This window comes from Marinobacter sp. HL-58 (assembly GCF_001314605.1).
GTDB lineage: Bacteria > Pseudomonadota > Gammaproteobacteria > Pseudomonadales > Oleiphilaceae > Marinobacter.
The window spans coordinates 234,482-250,308 of sequence record NZ_LIHP01000004.1; the positions used below are offsets into that span (position 1 = coordinate 234,482).

Sequence of the window (15,827 nt, forward strand, 5' to 3'; positions counted from 1 at the left end):
GATATCAGCTTAGCCTGAGGGTACGGTCGGAGGCTGGCAAGGCCTCCGGCGCGTGCCCCAGCGATACAACCGTTTTTCCCGCCAGCCACTGTTTCATTGCGGCTGCAATCCGGTCTCTGGTTTGCGCATCCACACCGGTAAACGGCTCATCGAGAATCAGCAACGGTGATTCGTTCAGCATTACGCGAGCAAGGGCAATTCGCCGGGCCTCGCCCCCGGATAGCTGGCTGCCCATTGAGCCTAGCCAGGTATTCAGCTGTGCCGGTTCATGAGTAAAACGATCCGCCATGGCCACCAGCTCCAGAACCCGCCAGAGCTCGCCATCAGAGGCATCCGGCCTGCCAATCAGCAGGTTGGCTTTCAGGGTATCCTCGAACAGTACCGTCTGCTGCGTGAGATAGGCCGCAGGCAGATGCCGGGCATTACCAGAGGCAGGTTTTTCCAGACCCGCCATTACCTCGGCGATGGAGGATTTACCAGCGCCGGAGCTGCCGATAATACCGACCCATTCTCCGGTACCGACTGTCAGGTCGAACCGGCTGATAACGGGGGAATGATCGCCGAAGCGGATGGTTACCTGCTCCAGTTCCAATGCATTGTGACTGTCCAGTGGTACCTGACGGACATCGGATTCAGGGCTTGTGTCTGGCGCACAATCGCGATTGAGCCTGGCTGCTGAAGCGAGGGTTCCGCCCAGCCTGGCAAACGCATCCGGGAGCATTGAATAAACCTCCAGCAAACCCAGCAGTGCCACTGGCAGCAGGACCACCACCGGCCCGGTAATGACACCCTGCTGAAACAGCTGCAATCCCATCCAGAGGGCAAGCACTACAGCCAGATTGACCATGACCTGTGCCAGGCCCAGGTTCCAACCAGTGCGGGTATCTGCACGGGAATCGTTACTGGTGATCTGGTCTGCCTGGCGCAGGCAGAGAGCGGCGTGTTTGCCGGTACGCCCTGCCGCAGTCAGCTCCGCAAAACCTTCGACATGCTCGATAACATCGGTTCGCAACCGTTCCCGGGCATCTGTCTGCCGGTAAACCAGGTGACGGGTGCGCAGGTAAACCACAAGTGTCGCGATCAGGAAGCCAGGCAGCAGGGTAACCAGAAGGCCAATGGCAAGATCCTGGCTATAGAAAACCCCGGCAGCAATGACAAGCATGGCCGTGACCAGTGCGGCAAGTGCTGCGGGAGCGATCAGGCGCAGGTACAGCGTGTCCAGGGCATCCACGTCATTGGTCAGCCGGGACAGCCATTGGGGGCCCTGTAAGGCGCTTCTCTGGCGTCGTGCCGAAAGAGAAAGCTGACGGAACAGCGTAACCCGTATATCGGTCAACAACCGCAGGACGGTGTCGTGGTTATAAACCCGCTCTGCATATCGGGCCACTGTGCGGGCCACGGCAAAGAAGCGTATACCACCGCCGGGAACATACAGGTTGAGCGACGCCTGCACACCGGCGGCCAGCAGCAGGCCGGTGAGGGCAGTGGCGGTAATAAACCACCCGGACAATGCCAGCAACCCCATGCCCGACAGCAGGGTGGCCAGGATCAGCAAGCCTCCCACCGTCAGCCGGACCGGCCGCCTGAATATGAGTGTCAGCCAGGGCCAGAGTTCACGCATCGCGCACACCCCCTTCGGTTACCAGCAAGGTCCTGTTCGCCAGAGTAAGCAGCGCCTGATGGTGGGTCGCAAAGACAAGCGTCTTGCCGGCCCGGGCGAGCTTGTGAAGGGCTTCGAGAATGTAGATTTCACTGTCGCTGTCTAGCCCTGCGGTGGGCTCGTCAAGCAGAATCAGGTCATAGTTGGCCACGAACACCCGTGCCAGGCTCAGCCTGCGGGCCTGGCCACCGGACAGTCCCTGGCCGTCCTCGGTGATCTTGCTGTAGATACCTTGCTCCCTGCTGTTGAGCAGGCTGCCAAGGCCAACTTGTCGCAGGGCCGTTTCTATGGCGACATCGGTGGCATCCGGCGTGGTCAGTCGGAGATTGTCGGCCCAGGTACCATGGACCAGAAACGGAGACTGACCAAGCCAGCCGAAAGGCTTCTCTCCGGCCGGCGCACCAAACACCGAAATATGGCCCTGATCCGGTTGCATGAAGCCTGCCATCAGGTACAGCAAGGACGATTTGCCACCGCCGGAGGGGCCGGTAAGGGCGATGACATCGCCTTTTTTTATCTCCAGTGAAATGTGGTCCAGCACCGGCCGTTCGGCATCGTAGGCAAGGTAAAGGTCCTGCACCGAAATGATGTCCGGCGCTTGCGGTTCAAACCCTGTCTGCGCCGCTGGCCTGGTGTCTGTACTACTCTGCAGTCGCTCGACAATCTCGGCTCCGGCACCCATGGCCGCGGCCCGGTCATGATAGTGCTGCGACAACAGGCGCAATGGCTGGAAAAATTCCGGTGCCAGCAGCAGCACCAGCAAACCAGAGAACAGAGTGAGGTCGTCAGACGGCCCATACGTGATATAACCCAGCAAACCAAAGCCAATGTAGATAGCCACCACTGCAATGGCTACCGATGCAAAGAACTCGAGTACAGCGGAGGACAGAAAAGCAATCCTGAGTGTTTTCATGGTCACGCGACGATAATCATCGGAGCGTTTTCGCAGGGTTTCTGCCGCAGGCGCTGTCTGACCAAACAGCTGCAGGGTTGTCAGGCCACGAACCTTGTCCAGGAACTGGCCCGACAAACGGCCGATGGTCTGAAAATGCTGCTGATTGAGTTTTTCCGCTCCCATACCCACCAGTGCCATAAACAGGGGGATCAGCGGAGCGGACAGAAACAGGAATATACCGGCCAGCCAGTCCAGCGAGAAAACTACCCCCAGGATGAGCAATGGTACGATCACCGCCAGTATCATCTGGGGCAGGAAGCGTGCGAAATAACCATGCAGGGCATCGGTGTGGTCGAGCCATTCCCGTGCCAGCGTGCCAGCCGATACCTGCCCGATGGCAACGGGGCCGGTCGTCTGCCAGCATCGATTTATCTGATGGCGCACTTCACTGCGCACTTTGCGGCTGCAACGGGCTGCAAAACGGGCCTGAAGCCCCTGGGCAACACCCCTCGCCAGAATGGCCGAAACCAGACCGGTGAACAGCAGGGAAAGCTCCTGTACCGGTACTTCCGCAACGACGCCCTGATGAACTATGCCTGCCAGAAACGCCATCTGGGCGATGGTGGCTATCCCTGCCACCACGCCCGCAGATACCGTGGCCAGTATCAGCGGGCGGCCATGGATTGCCAGCCCGCCTAGCCAGGTGCGGGCAGAAGCCTGTTCTGACACTTAGTGGTAGCCCTCGCCGGCACGAACCTTGCCCCGGAATACCCAGTAGGTCCAGGCGGTGTAGGCCAGCACGATGGGAATGACAAACACCAGACCAATCAACAGGAACAGCTGTGATCCGGGGGCCGATGCGGCGTCCCATAGTGTGTAATCCGGTGGTACAACATAGGGCCAGCGGCTCACTACAAGGCCAAGATACGTCGTGATGAACAGCCCCATGGTAGCGACGAAGGGCATACCTTCAGACCGGTTACGCACCGAGCGGAAAATCTGGAAGGCGCAGATCAATGTCAGCACTGGCAGAATCCAGATCACCGTCAGGTTTGAGAACCAACGTTCCTGGACCATCTCGTCCACGAAGGGCGTCCAGACGCTGATGATGGCGAATACCGCCAGTACTGCAGCCAACAGCGGCAGGGTGATCCGGTAGGCCCATTCCTGCAGTCGACCCTCGGTTTTCATGATCAGCCAGGTAGATCCCAGGAGCGCATACCCGGCCAACAGGCCAAGTCCGGTGAGTACTGTAAACGGGGTGAGCCAGTCCAGAGCGCCCCCTACATATACCCCGTTGGCAGTTTCGAAGCCCTGTATATAGGCGCCAACAACCGCACCCTGTGCAAACGATGCAACCGTGGAGCCGCCTGCAAACGCCCAATTCCAGAGGTAGCGGGATGTCCGCGCCTTGAAGCGGAATTCAAAGGCAACACCGCGGAATATCAGCCCCGCCAGTAGCAGGAAAACACCGATATACAGCGCTGGCAGGAAGATGGAATAAACCATGGGAAAGGCCGCCAGAAGGCCTGCACCACCGAGCACCAGCCAGGTCTCGTTGCCGTCCCAGACCGGGGCGACGGTGTTCATCATGACGTCCCTGCTTTCTTCATTGGGTGCAAAGGGGAACAGAATCCCCACACCCAGATCAAAGCCATCCATCAACACATACATGATGATGCCGAAGCCGATAATAAATGCCCAGATGAGGGGCAGATCCAACAGTTCCATATCAGTGACCTCCCTGGTTCAGTGGCTTGCGGTTGTCATTGTCGTCCATTTCAAACGGCACATGAGCGGCAGACAACGGCCGTTTCGGTCGGTCATCTCCGTATTCTTCGTCAATGCTACTGTCCTCCAGTCCCACATACAGCACCCGCATCAGATAATAGACGCCTGCCGAGAACACCATGGCGTAGACCACCACATAACCGATCAGCGTAAACAACGCCATACCGCCGGTCAGGGAGGGGGTAACAGAATCGGCCTGGTTCATCATGCCGTGAACCAGCCATGGAGCCCTGCCTATTTCCGTAACAAACCATCCGGCAAGCACCGCCACAAAGGGCGTAAGGCTCATTAAGCGAAGACCCTGCAGGAACCATGGTGTTTGCCAATACCGGCCCTTCGCCCGGAGTACCAGGCCGGCCAGTCCGAACAGGATCATCAACATACCCAGAGCAACCATGACACGGAAAGACCAGAACACGATTGCCACCGGCGGCTGTTCTTCAACCGCCACCTCATTCAGGCCGGGTACTTCGCCGTTCCAGTCATGAGTCAGAATAAAGCTGGCAAGACTTGGAATGCCCACTTCGAAATGGTTCGTCTGGTTGGCCTGATCCGGTATCGCGAAAAGCAACAGCGGCACATTGCTGGATGTTTCCCAGTTACCTTCCATGGCCGCTACTTTCATGGGCTGGTGCTCCAGAGTGTTGAGGCCATGAAAGTCGCCCACCACCAGCTGGGCCGGAGCGATGAACAGGATAAGCCATAAACTCATGGACAGTGCTTTCCTGTTGGCTTCAACCTCACGTTTGCGCAACAGATACCAGGCACTGACACCGGCCACCACGAAGGAACCGGTAAGGAAAGACGCCAGCCCCATGTGCATGAACCGATAGGGGAAAGAGGGATTGAAAATTGCCTCCTTCCAGGAAGTCACATAGAACACGCCGTCCCGTAGTTCGGTACCTGCCGGGGTCTGCATCCAGCTGTTTGCCGACAGAATCCAGAAAGAGGAGATAAAAGTGCCCAATGCCACCATAATGGCAGCGAACAGGTGAACGCCCGCAGGAACCTTATCCCGGCCAAACAGCAGCACACCCAGGAATGCCGCTTCCAGGAAGAAGGCGGTAACAACCTCGTAACTCAGAATAGGGCCAAGATAGTTCGCCGTGGCCTGGGAGAAGTTACTCCAGTTGGTTCCGAACTGGAAAGACATCACAATGCCTGACACCACCCCCATACCGAATACAACGGCGAACACTTTGGTCCAGAAGGCAGAAAGCTTGATCCAGGCCGGATTACCGGTTTTGAAGGCAAGCCCCTCAAGCACTGCAATGAAGGAAGCAAGGCCGATGGTAAACACCGGAAAAATGGCGTGAAAGGACACCACGAACGCGAACTGGATTCGCGAAAGGATAAGGGGATCTAGTTCCATGGGAACCCTCCGGTAACGTTCACATCATAACAAACGGGCCCAGCGAACCCGTTCAGTCGCTGCCATGGCTCTGTTTGTTATATTGTTGGTTCCGGCAGATAACGAGCATGTTACTCAACATAGTTTTAAAAACCATAGGGCGGTTTGTCGCACCCTTGATTTATAACAAGTATGGGGAAACCAATGAGCTTTTACGAGGACCGGATACTTCCACACATCATAGACCGTGCTTGCTCAATGGGCCAGGTGATGAAGCTGCGGGGCCAGGTGGTGCCACACGCCAAAGGCCGGGTGCTGGAAGTCGGCATGGGTTCCGCCATCAATATGGCGTTCTATAACCCGGAAAACGTTGAAATGGTCTATGGCCTTGAGCCTTCTGAGGGCATGCGTCGCAAGGCCCGGGCCAATCTCGCCAGGTCCCCCATCAAGGTGGAATGGCTGGACCTGCCCGGGGAAAAGATCCCCCTGGAAGATCACTCCATCGATACCGTGTTACTCACCTTCACCCTGTGCACGATTCCCGACTGGCACACCGCGCTCCAGCAGATGTGGCGGGTTCTCAAACCCGGCGGCGAACTGCTGTTTCTGGAACACGGTGAATCCCCCCAAGACAGCACCCGAAAATGGCAACACCGCATCACACCGGGCTGGAAGAAACTGGCCGGCGGCTGCCATCTCAACCGCCATATCGCCGACCTGATCCGGCACGCCGGGTTTGAAATTCTGGAACTGGAAAACCTCTATATCCCCAAGGCACCGAAAATTGCCGGGTACATCTACAAGGGCAGGGCCGTGAAGCCAACCAATGCCTGACGGCCAGCTGCGAGCCACAGTCGCATTCCGAATTGCGTTACCGTACGCGGCCTTATACAATCCTGCCCGTCACAACCCCCTCCGAATGCCCGGATGGTGGAATAGGTAGACACAAGAGACTTAAAATCTCTCGACCGTTAGGTCGTGCCGGTTCGATTCCGGCTCCGGGCACCAATTAAATCAATAGGTTAAGAGTTCGCTTGTTGGCGATTAATATTTTTGACCGATCAGTGTAGACGCAATGTAGACAATTTGGGGGCGACTGAAGGGCAAGCTCACCCAATTAGATTTGGCAGCTTTTGTATCGATTGGCTATTGGATTTCATTAATGATTAACTACACTTGGCATATCAAAGATGAACCTACGTGAATGCTTATGAGCCAAGCGCTAACATCACAGAACCCCAAGGATAGAGAAGTCGCGCTCGCGAGGTTCTTTTCGCCTTCCATCTATAAGGACATCGCTACAAGAGGAAAATCGTCGGCGTTTTCTCGACTAGCTGAGCAGTGTGGCATTTTTAGTCAAGGCTCTATTGGCAATGTCGCTGATGCTTTTGAGTTTGCATTCCGTGAGCTGAAACGCGGGAATAGATCGGAATATATCTACAAAGCTGTTCTTGCTCAAAAGACTGTTCTCGGCGTTCACAACTTAAATACAGCCACTTTGCTCTCAGAGTTTAGAGCGGGCTCCTCTAAAGCCGACATAGTAGTCGTAAATGGCACTACAACGGTTTACGAAGTCAAATCTGAGCGAGACAAACTCAGCAGGCTGCCCAGTCAAATTTCAGACTATTTGAACGTTTTTGGCAAAGTTAATGTTATTGTCGCTGATAAGCATATTGAATATGCTGAAAAGGTTTTGCCGGAAATTGTCGGCATCCTTAGCCTAACCAAGCGAAATCAAATCTCCATTATTCGTCAAGGGCTTGATAATTCTAGCAACGTACAGTCGCTTTCGATTTTTAATTCATTGTCGCTAAATGAAGCTTCAAAGGTGCTAGTAGAACTCGGAATCCGAGTCCCAGTGGTCCCCAATACACAATTGTATTCTGAGCTCGCAAAGATATTTGAAGACTTGCCTGGAAAAGTCGTTCATGAGGCGTCAGTTAAGGTTCTTAGGGGGTCCCGTTCACAGACGCACTTGAGAGATTTTCTTGCCGAGCTGCCCCAGTCGTTGAAAGTGAATGCCCTTACGACACCGGTTAGAGTGAGGGATCGGTCTAGGGTATTGAAGACTTTAGACCTGCCAATTGAAACTGCTAAAAAATGGATTTAGGCATGTATTTTCCTTTTTTTCGTGGCAAGCAGTATGATCTGCTTACCATCAGAGAGAGCACTGATACTTTGGTAAATGCAGGCTTCATTCCTATTATTGAGCCTGTTAAAGAATCCCTTAGTAGCCTGAATAGATGCTTGGCATCACTAGATGAGGCAAAAGCCGAATGCATTCTTATTGCCAATCCCAGGTATGGCGACCATGCAAAACAACATGATAACTTGCAGGACTTTATTGCTGAGGATGCGAATGCATCCAATTATATTACCATTGGGATACTTTTGCTCGAGACCACCACAATTGAGGAAATAGATCGTCTATATAATCTATTTTCGAAAAAGAAACTTTCGTTTATTCACAGCGGATTCAAGAAGCCCAAAGAACTCTCTCAATGGCTCTCCGATAACGATGTAGACGCTCGCCACGTTTTCATTGAAAATAATTGCGGAAAAATTTATCGCCGGAACTTTAAAAATTATAGCCGTGTACTTATACGTGATGGATTTATAAAAAGAACAAATAGCAAACACCCTGAGATTGAAGAATTTTCGGATTTGCACCTAACCTATACTGAAGATGGCGTAGATGGGTTCGGCGACTTTTTGATTGTTGGAGATGACTACTCCGAAGGCGGTGGACCCGCATATGCAGTAGCCATACATCTTACCTATATTGATGACGACGAAGATAGCATCATGTATGTCCATCACTTTAAGTCAATAAGGCAAGATTCTCCTACTGACCCTGCGGGTAAGTTTCTGGAAGCACTTGATAAATTAGTCGATGCTGTGAATGATCCAAATACCAAAATTTGGAAAACAGAAGCAGTTAAAGAATTTATCCGATTACACGAGAAAAAGCATTTCCCTGGTCTTGGTACTGTTAAAAAGCTCTCTATGCTTCATCATCTAGAGACGATGGCTATTTTTGCAATGCGAGAGCAGTGATGCGTTTTTGTTGCGGTAATTGCATCGGCGATCGGTATATCAGGCGAGATATAATACCATCTATCTCTGAGGTTGATGGTACATGCTCATTTTGTAATTCAGCTAACGTTCAGCTCGTTGAACCTGTTTCTCTTAGAGAACGTTTTGAGTTACTTCTAAGTATTTACACGCCAGATCCAGAGGGAAAAATTCTTGTTGAGTGGCTGCGTGAGGACTGGGCCATATTTGATCTACCTCAGATGCAAACAGCTCATGCGAAGGAATTATTGGCTGAAATACTTGATGATGGTGACATAGTTCGTAAGCCATTTTCACCACTAAGAAACTGCCATACCAATAGTCTTGAAGAGTGGTCCGGCTTGAGAGAGGAGCTTAAGCACAGAAATCGCTTCTTTCCTGAAATGGGCTTGGATCTTGCTCGACTGGAAGAATTATTTCCTCACTTAATATTCGACGAACTCACACCGGAAAAACCTTTTTATAGATCTAGAATTCAGTCTTCAGGCGGGCCATACGATAAAGATCAAATGGGCGCTCCGCCAGAATTTTTAGCCACTCACGGCAGAGCAAACCCTGCGGGAATACCGTATCTGTATCTTGCGTCAACTCCATTAACCGCAATATCTGAAATAAGGCCTCATACGGGTGAGAAAATATCCGTAGGGGAATTCATTATACCTGAAGGCTTGAAATTTGTTGATCTTCGACAGCCCAGGAAAACAGTCTCTCCTTTTATTCTCGATGATGAAAACGATGTAGCGACTTTGAGAGGCGATATTATGTTCTTGGAGCGTCTCGGCGAGGAGTTGACGCGTCCCGTGCTTCCTAAAGCGGCTGCCATTGACTACATTCCGAGCCAATTCCTCTGCGAGTTTGCCAAAAAATGTGGTTTTGACGGAGTGGTGTATCGTAGTTCTGTGGGTGAGGGCATGAATATAGCTTTATTCAACCCGACAATATCCGAGTGCCGTAGCGTATCTGAATATAGTGTTTCCCGAGTATCCGTTGAAGCTCACACCTAGTTGGTTTTCAAGCCTTACGTACAGTTATTGACAGAACTCCAAGGTGGCGGGTGCATCTCACTGTTCAGTTTCTCCCAGGCATAAGCGGTATCTGCAGGCAGAGCGTCGATTTCCGCTTGTGTAACTGCCCGAATCTGGGTGAGGTGAGAAAGCCGTTCTAACCAGGCAATGCTAGATGGATCGTGTAATTCTCTGGTGTGCGTGGGGCGCTGAACTTCCCACCGGAAGAGCCTCGTTAACCAGTATTGTTCGTTGGCATAGAGACCGAACAGTTTTCCCTTCGAAGGCTCGCCGTATTGGTTTACCGGGCAATCAAGGCACTCTCCAGTATCTTGATCGTACTCGAGCCATTTAGCGGTTTTGATGGGCTGGTCGACTCGTTTGGCGCAGGGGCCATTCATAGCCTCGATAAAGCCTGCCCAATCGCTTTTGTCCGCTGGCTGACGGGCTGCTTCGACAATTTCATCATCAGCATGGGGGAGCCTGTGAAGTTCACGCCAAACGGTCACGGGCGGCCCGCCGAGTTGCTGGAACTGGCGGATACCGTGAATGCTTGCCCAGGCACGAACTCGGGGTGCGACGTTTTTTGAAAGGTTGCCGTACCAGTCCTGGGCGTCCTCGCCATTCTTCTGAAACTCACCATCAATGTTCTTGCAGATGTAATTAACAATATAGCCCGTGGCGGAACCGCGTTCATAGTCAATATCAACCGCCTGAAACCTTGCATCTTTCGCACCTGGCTCGTCACCTTCCTTGAGTAGCGCATAGGTGCGCATAAGCTCATCCAGGTGATGCTTCAGCTCTGGCTCGACAAACAACATGAGGTGCCAGTGGGGAATGCCGTCATGGTGTGGCTCGGCGATTCGAAAGCCATAGGTGCGAATTCCGTCCCGATCAAGCTGGGCACGTATCTGACACCAAAGATTGCTCAGGTACTGTTAAGCGTGACCGAACCCCAAGATTTCGGTCCATTTAAAACTAGAAAATCCGGCCTGAGACTTTAATCCTATCGTGCACGTGGCAGATAAATTGCTTATTGCCCTGACATAGAGTCCATCGGGTGGTAGGTATGAACCTTTCTGATATTGATATTCGGCTATTGCGTGTCTTCAGGGCCGTTGTGGAAGCCGAGGGTTTCCATAAAGCCCAGGAGCAACTGAACATCAGCACGTCTACAATCAGTAATCACATGAATCAGCTGGAAGCCAGGGTTGGCTTTCGGCTCTGTCAGCGAGGGCGCAGCGGGTTCCGGCTTACTTCAAAGGGAGAGAGTTTTCACCAGGCGGTGATGGAGTTTTTTGCTGCCATCCACAGTTTCCAGTCAAAGGCTGACCAGCTTCGTAACAGCCACCAGAACGCTATTCACCTTGGTATCCTGGACAACCTGGCCACGGACGATCAGTGCCCGTTGCACAGTGCCTTGTCCTGGTTCTACGGTCCTTGTCAGTCGGTTGAACCCACCAGTCTAACGATTGAGGTACTGGCGCCGGATACCATCGAGAAGTGTCTGGTCAATCAAAGCCTGGACATCGGTATTGGCATTTTTGATCACCACCACAGTGATCTGACCTACCAACCGCTATACCGGGAGCGGGATCTTCTTGTTTGTCGACCGGATCACCACTTGTCCCGGATGGCAGACCCCAGACAGCTCGCGAACGCGCTCGCGAAGGAAAAGAAAGTTGTGCGCCACTTTATGCAAAAGCGGGAATTCCCGTTTATTGCTGAGAACCATGATAGCGTTGTCGCAACTGTATGCAATGTTGAAGAAGCAGCCCTGATGATCCTGCACGGACCGTTTATCGGCTTTCTGCCCTGGCATTTCGCTCGTCGATGGCTAGACGAAGGTCGCCTCGTTGCCCTGATGCCAGAACGTTTCGTACGTTATTCACAGATTTTTCTTGCATATCACGAAGAGAACATTTCGCAGAAACCTACTGCCAGAGCACTGATTGATCGCACCAAAAACGAGCATGACAGAATTGCAGAGCGCCTTCTTGGGGCGTAACTAGCCATTTGCTTTTCTTACCTCGTCGCTGGTCAAAGTAAACATGGATTCACGGCTATTTTTTGCACTGACAGGGCAGGCTAGCCTTTGAAGGTAATTTCAATCCGATTCATATTTTGAGATCTGGAGAAGTGACATGGCTATCCGACCCACCGTTTCCTCGCTAGGCGCCGCCCTGGTGGTCACCTTTGCTTTGCCCGCTCACGCCAGTCAGGACCTGACGGCTGTGACTGTTGGGCATCTGGTTGCTCTGGATATGGCGCCCCTTTTTGTCGGCGTCGAAAGTGGCTGTTTTGAAAAGCAGGGGCTTGCAGTTGATACGCGTTTCTTTGCCAATCCGGGAGATAATAACGCGGCTCTTGCGGGTGGTTCTCTGGATTTCAATATCAATCCTTTCACACTACCGTTTTTTGCTGCCAACAGCGGTGTTCCGATTCGCGTACTGGCCGCAGCAGGGGGGTGGGGTGTCATGGAAGTGATAGCTCAGGGCGAGTCCAAATTGGATTCAATGGAAGATCTGAAAGAACATGTAGAGTCTGATGGTAAAAAATTGAGTGTTGCTGTTCTTCAGGGCGACACCCTTGAGTTGATAATGGTCACGGAGTTGGCGAGGGTGGGGTTGTCCACGGAAGACGTTGATTTCATCTACTTCGACGACCTGCTGGCAATGGTGGAAGCCTTCCGCAGCGGGGACGTGGACATGCTCAGCCACATTAAGCCCTATACTTCCGAAATGGTGGAAAATCGTGGCGCAACCATGATCACCAATAACGCCACCGCATGGGCTGAAAAAGCCCCCAACACCGTTATCAGCACTCTTCAGTCCACACTGGATGAAGAGCCAGAAATGGTCGAATCTTTCATGAACGGCATGCTCTGTGCCGCGAATATCATCAATAATGACGTGGATCAGGCGCTTGAGTTGCTGGACGGCGGCAACTATTTCCGGGTATCCGAGGATGTTCTCAGGCAGGCCTTCACCAGCGCACCGCAGCCTATTTCCTTCAACCCCGATATCGATTCCGTTCAGTTTGTGGTGGATGAGTTAACCAGCATGGGTTATGTCAGTGGCACTACTACGGCAGAAGATATTTTCCGCACTGACCTGATCGAGTCACTGGAACAATGATAGTGAAAGCCATTGGTTGGGAGCGGTCTGGCCCTTGGGTGCTTGGAACCTTGTCTTTCACGCTACTCGTGGTGCTCTGGGAGGCGGCAGGGCGTACCGGATTAGCTTTCACAACGGTCGCGCCGCCACCCAGTCAGTTTCTAAGCATGGTGGTGGACAGTGGCTTTCGGGTGGGGCTGGGTTCCCAGGCGTCTTCTCTGGACGAAGCCATATTATCCACTTTTGGACGTGTTTTTGCGGGCATGGCGTTGGCCTTCGCCGGTGCGCTGTTGACCGGGACACTGATAGGGCTTTCCCGCTACGCAACCTGGTGCATATCGCCTTTCCTGTACGTTCTGGCACCTATTGCACCCATTGCTTGGATTCCGCTGGCCATCGTGGTGTTCGGAATCAGTAATGTAACAGCTGTGTTCATCGTCTTTATGGGTGTTTATTTCATTCTGACTATTGGCACGCTGGCGGAGATCCGACGGGTCCCCGAGGAATACCTGACGGTCTCCGGAAACCTCGGGGCCAGTAAGTGGCAACGTTGGGTCTACGTCATTCTGCCCGCAATTCTTCCCGGCGTGTTTACTCTGTTGCGTACCAACTTCATTGCTGCCTGGATGGCCGTTCTGGTGGCGGAAATGGTTGGTATGCGGGATGGATTGGGCGCGATCATCATGATGGGTCGAAACCTGTTCAATAACGAGTTGATCATGTTTGGCATGCTGGTGATCGGCATTTCTGGTTTCTTGGTGGATCGCGTTCTGGCTTTTATCGGCCAGCGCATCCTTTGGTGGAGGGTTTAATGAATAGCCTTAATACCGTGAGACGGGGTGCCGCGGCACCAACGCAGGTTCAACCGGGCCCTGTGTTTCACCTGGACCACCTGACAGTCAATTTCCCCGCACGAAAGGGCGTCGTTCCAAGCCCCCTGCAGAATCTGAACCTTAAGATCGAAGCAGGGCGCATTACCACGATTCTTGGCCGGTCCGGTTGTGGTAAAAGCACCCTCCTCAGAGCGTTAGGTGGTTTTATTCGGCCCGAGGATACTGGCGGAGTGGTATACCGGCAGCGATTCCTGACAGGACCTACGCCAGATATCGTCATGATCTTTCAGGAGAACAACCTTTTTCCCTGGTTAACCGTGGAGGGAAACGTGAAGTTTGGCCTGCGCTTTCGCCAGAACGACAAGCGCGATCAGGCTCAAGCCGTCCGAGATATCCTCGCCAGCGTCGATCTGAAAGGAGCTGCCAGGCAATACCCCCACGAGCTATCCGGCGGAATGAAACAACGCACCGCCATCGCCAGGGCACTCATTACCCGACCGGCAGTACTTTTGCTGGATGAGCCTTTCAGCGCACTCGATATAAGTCTGAAACGACATATGCACACTTTGATCCGGAATCTTCAGGAACAGACCGGAACATCCATGGTGATGGTGACCCACGATGTGGAGGAAGCTATCACTGTGGGGGATCGCGTTCTGGTGCTCGGTGGTGATCCTGCGCAGATTCTGATCGATGAAGATACCATCAGCCCGGGCATGCGAGATCGCTATTCAGAAGAGTACCTGGAACTTCAGAAGAAGGTGGAAAACGTCATCTACTAGCAGGAGACCGCGATGAACGGCATTCATGATATGGGTGGACTGCACGGCTTTGGACCCGTGGAAATTGATCCCGACGAACCGGTGTTCACTACCGAGTGGGGTAGCCGTGTTTTCTGCATGACCCAGGTTATTGATGGGCTGGGGGTCTGGAATCTGGATGAGCATCGCCATGAAATTGAGTTAATGGCTCCTGAGGATTATCTCACCCATTCCTATTATGGCCGCTGGCTGTTTGCCATGGAGCGCATACTGGACCGTCGCAACATCGTGCGCAGGGAAGAAGTGGATCTGCGTGCAGCTGAAATTGCCAGCGACAAACGTCAGTTTACTCCGGTTCGAAAAACCGACCGTAATTGGCCTATGTCGGAGGATGCCAGGGTGCGCTGGGGCGCCTGGCGCAAGGAAGAGTCGGTAACTCCGAAATTTGACGAGGGGCAGCGGGTGAGGGTGAGAAACATTCATCCTCCCGGCCACACTCGTGTCACGAATTACACTCGTGGTAAGAGCGGTGACATCTACCGGGTAAATGACCAAGCATGGGTTTTTCCCGATACACGCGCGCATTACCAGGGCGAAAACCTGCAGGCAGTATACACCGTGCGGTTTGATGCCCAGACGCTCTGGGGCGAGTCACAGGCCGAACCCAATCTTTACGTTTATATCGACCTCAGCGAAAACCACCTGGAAGCTGATCAGGAGAATGAGTAATGGGCCACAAGCATGCGCACCCCGAGAAAGCCTGGCAAGCGATTCGGACCGAGGCCATTGAAAGTCTGCTTAATGAAATCAATGTGCTGACTTCCGAGGATATCGACAAAGTGGTCCGGCATTATGAAGAGAATGTCGGACCTAAAACCGGCGCCAAGGTTATTGCCCGTGCCTGGGTTGATCCAGAATTCAAGAAACGGCTGCTAGCTGATGGACTGGCAGCCTGTGCAGAACTCGGGATTGGGGGCCCTGAGACGGAGCTGCTGCACGTAGTAGAGAATACGTCTAAGGTTCACAACGTGGTGGTCTGCACCCTTTGTTCCTGCTATCCCTGGCCGATTCTGGGGCTGCCACCGGTTTGGTACAAGTCGAGCGCCTACCGATCACGCCTGGTAAGGGAACCACGTAAGGTGCTGTCTGAACTGGGCGTTGAGCTGCAGGAAGACGTCGAGATCCGCGTTTGGGACAGCGTTTCCGAGATCCGCTATCTGGTCATGCCGGAAAAGCCCGACCATGCTGAAAACCTTAGCGAAGCCGAACTTGCCGAGCTGATAACCCGCGATCACATGATCGGGGTTGCCCGCCACATTCATCAAGCCGGTTAGGAGGCTT

At 53.1% G+C, this 15,827-nt stretch carries 15 protein-coding genes and 1 tRNA gene; 11 read left to right on the top strand and 5 right to left on the bottom strand.

What is annotated here, in order from left to right; genetic code table 11:
- Positions 1 to 4: 4 nt before the first annotated feature.
- From cydC to HLUCCO03_RS04875, 4 genes are read right to left on the bottom strand one after another with little or no spacing between them, the layout of a single operon-like run.
- Positions 5 to 1,621 (bottom strand): thiol reductant ABC exporter subunit CydC, encoded by a 1,617-nt coding sequence (cydC, locus tag HLUCCO03_RS04860; protein ID WP_027832067.1) that lies wholly within the window; start codon positions 1,619 to 1,621, stop codon positions 5 to 7.
- The gene (gene cydD, locus HLUCCO03_RS04865; RefSeq protein WP_027832066.1) at positions 1,614 to 3,284 is read right to left on the bottom strand and encodes a thiol reductant ABC exporter subunit CydD; all 1,671 of its coding nucleotides are present in this window, start codon (positions 3,282 to 3,284) and stop codon (positions 1,614 to 1,616) included. Before cydD ends, cydC begins: the two co-directional genes overlap by 8 nt.
- Complete coding sequence (gene cydB / locus HLUCCO03_RS04870) at positions 3,285 to 4,286, bottom strand: cytochrome d ubiquinol oxidase subunit II (protein ID WP_027832065.1); 1,002 nt, start codon at positions 4,284 to 4,286, stop codon at positions 3,285 to 3,287. It lies immediately after the preceding gene.
- 1 nt (position 4,287) lies between these two features.
- The gene (locus HLUCCO03_RS04875) at positions 4,288 to 5,718 is read right to left on the bottom strand and encodes a cytochrome ubiquinol oxidase subunit I (RefSeq protein WP_027832064.1); all 1,431 of its coding nucleotides are present in this window, start codon (positions 5,716 to 5,718) and stop codon (positions 4,288 to 4,290) included.
- Between the two features lie 183 nt (positions 5,719 to 5,901).
- Between HLUCCO03_RS04875 and HLUCCO03_RS04880 the strand changes: the two genes are divergently transcribed.
- From HLUCCO03_RS04880 to HLUCCO03_RS04900, 5 genes are all read left to right on the top strand, one after another.
- Positions 5,902 to 6,531, top strand: a complete 630-nt coding sequence (locus HLUCCO03_RS04880; protein ID WP_027832063.1) for a class I SAM-dependent methyltransferase — start codon at positions 5,902 to 5,904, stop codon at positions 6,529 to 6,531.
- 87 nt (positions 6,532 to 6,618) lie between these two features.
- Positions 6,619 to 6,705: transfer RNA gene (locus HLUCCO03_RS04885), tRNA-Leu, on the top strand.
- A 202-nt stretch (positions 6,706 to 6,907) separates the two neighbouring features.
- Complete coding sequence (locus HLUCCO03_RS04890; RefSeq protein ID WP_197025678.1) at positions 6,908 to 7,807, top strand: sce7726 family protein; 900 nt, start codon at positions 6,908 to 6,910, stop codon at positions 7,805 to 7,807.
- A 2-nt stretch (positions 7,808 to 7,809) separates the two neighbouring features.
- On the top strand, positions 7,810 to 8,754 hold the full coding sequence (locus tag HLUCCO03_RS04895; RefSeq protein WP_027832061.1) for a sce7725 family protein: 945 nt from the start codon (positions 7,810 to 7,812) through the stop codon (positions 8,752 to 8,754).
- Positions 8,754 to 9,776 carry an RES family NAD+ phosphorylase gene (locus tag HLUCCO03_RS04900; RefSeq protein ID WP_081813549.1) on the top strand — a complete coding sequence of 341 codons (1,023 nt, stop codon included), beginning with the start codon at positions 8,754 to 8,756 and terminating at the stop codon, positions 9,774 to 9,776. The genes HLUCCO03_RS04895 and HLUCCO03_RS04900 overlap by 1 nt, the downstream gene beginning before the upstream one ends.
- Before the next feature lie 14 nt (positions 9,777 to 9,790).
- Here the strand turns inward: HLUCCO03_RS04900 and HLUCCO03_RS04905 are convergent, their stop codons facing one another.
- The gene (locus HLUCCO03_RS04905) at positions 9,791 to 10,708 is read right to left on the bottom strand and encodes a replication endonuclease (protein WP_081813548.1); all 918 of its coding nucleotides are present in this window, start codon (positions 10,706 to 10,708) and stop codon (positions 9,791 to 9,793) included.
- A 137-nt stretch (positions 10,709 to 10,845) separates the two neighbouring features.
- Between HLUCCO03_RS04905 and HLUCCO03_RS04910 the strand changes: the two genes are divergently transcribed.
- The 6 genes from HLUCCO03_RS04910 to nthA all read left to right on the top strand — a co-directional run bounded on the left by HLUCCO03_RS04910 (position 10,846) and on the right by nthA (position 15,820).
- A complete protein-coding gene (locus HLUCCO03_RS04910) occupies positions 10,846 to 11,784 on the top strand; it encodes a LysR family transcriptional regulator (RefSeq protein WP_027832058.1) in 939 nt (312 codons plus the stop codon).
- Positions 11,785 to 11,920: 136 nt separating this feature from the next.
- Positions 11,921 to 12,913, top strand: coding sequence for an ABC transporter substrate-binding protein (locus HLUCCO03_RS04915; protein WP_051603863.1), 993 nt, complete (start codon positions 11,921 to 11,923; stop codon positions 12,911 to 12,913).
- 2 nt (positions 12,914 to 12,915) lie between these two features.
- The gene (locus HLUCCO03_RS04920) at positions 12,916 to 13,704 is read left to right on the top strand and encodes an ABC transporter permease (protein ID WP_197025677.1); all 789 of its coding nucleotides are present in this window, start codon (positions 12,916 to 12,918) and stop codon (positions 13,702 to 13,704) included.
- Complete coding sequence (locus HLUCCO03_RS04925; protein WP_081813546.1) at positions 13,704 to 14,507, top strand: ABC transporter ATP-binding protein; 804 nt, start codon at positions 13,704 to 13,706, stop codon at positions 14,505 to 14,507. Before HLUCCO03_RS04920 ends, HLUCCO03_RS04925 begins: the two co-directional genes overlap by 1 nt.
- Positions 14,508 to 14,519: 12 nt before the next feature.
- A complete protein-coding gene (gene nthB / locus HLUCCO03_RS04930; protein ID WP_027832057.1) occupies positions 14,520 to 15,215 on the top strand; it encodes a nitrile hydratase subunit beta in 696 nt (231 codons plus the stop codon).
- Positions 15,215 to 15,820, top strand: coding sequence for a nitrile hydratase subunit alpha (gene nthA, locus HLUCCO03_RS04935; protein WP_027832056.1), 606 nt, complete (start codon positions 15,215 to 15,217; stop codon positions 15,818 to 15,820). Before nthB ends, nthA begins: the two co-directional genes overlap by 1 nt.
- The last annotated feature ends 7 nt before the right edge of the window (positions 15,821 to 15,827 follow it).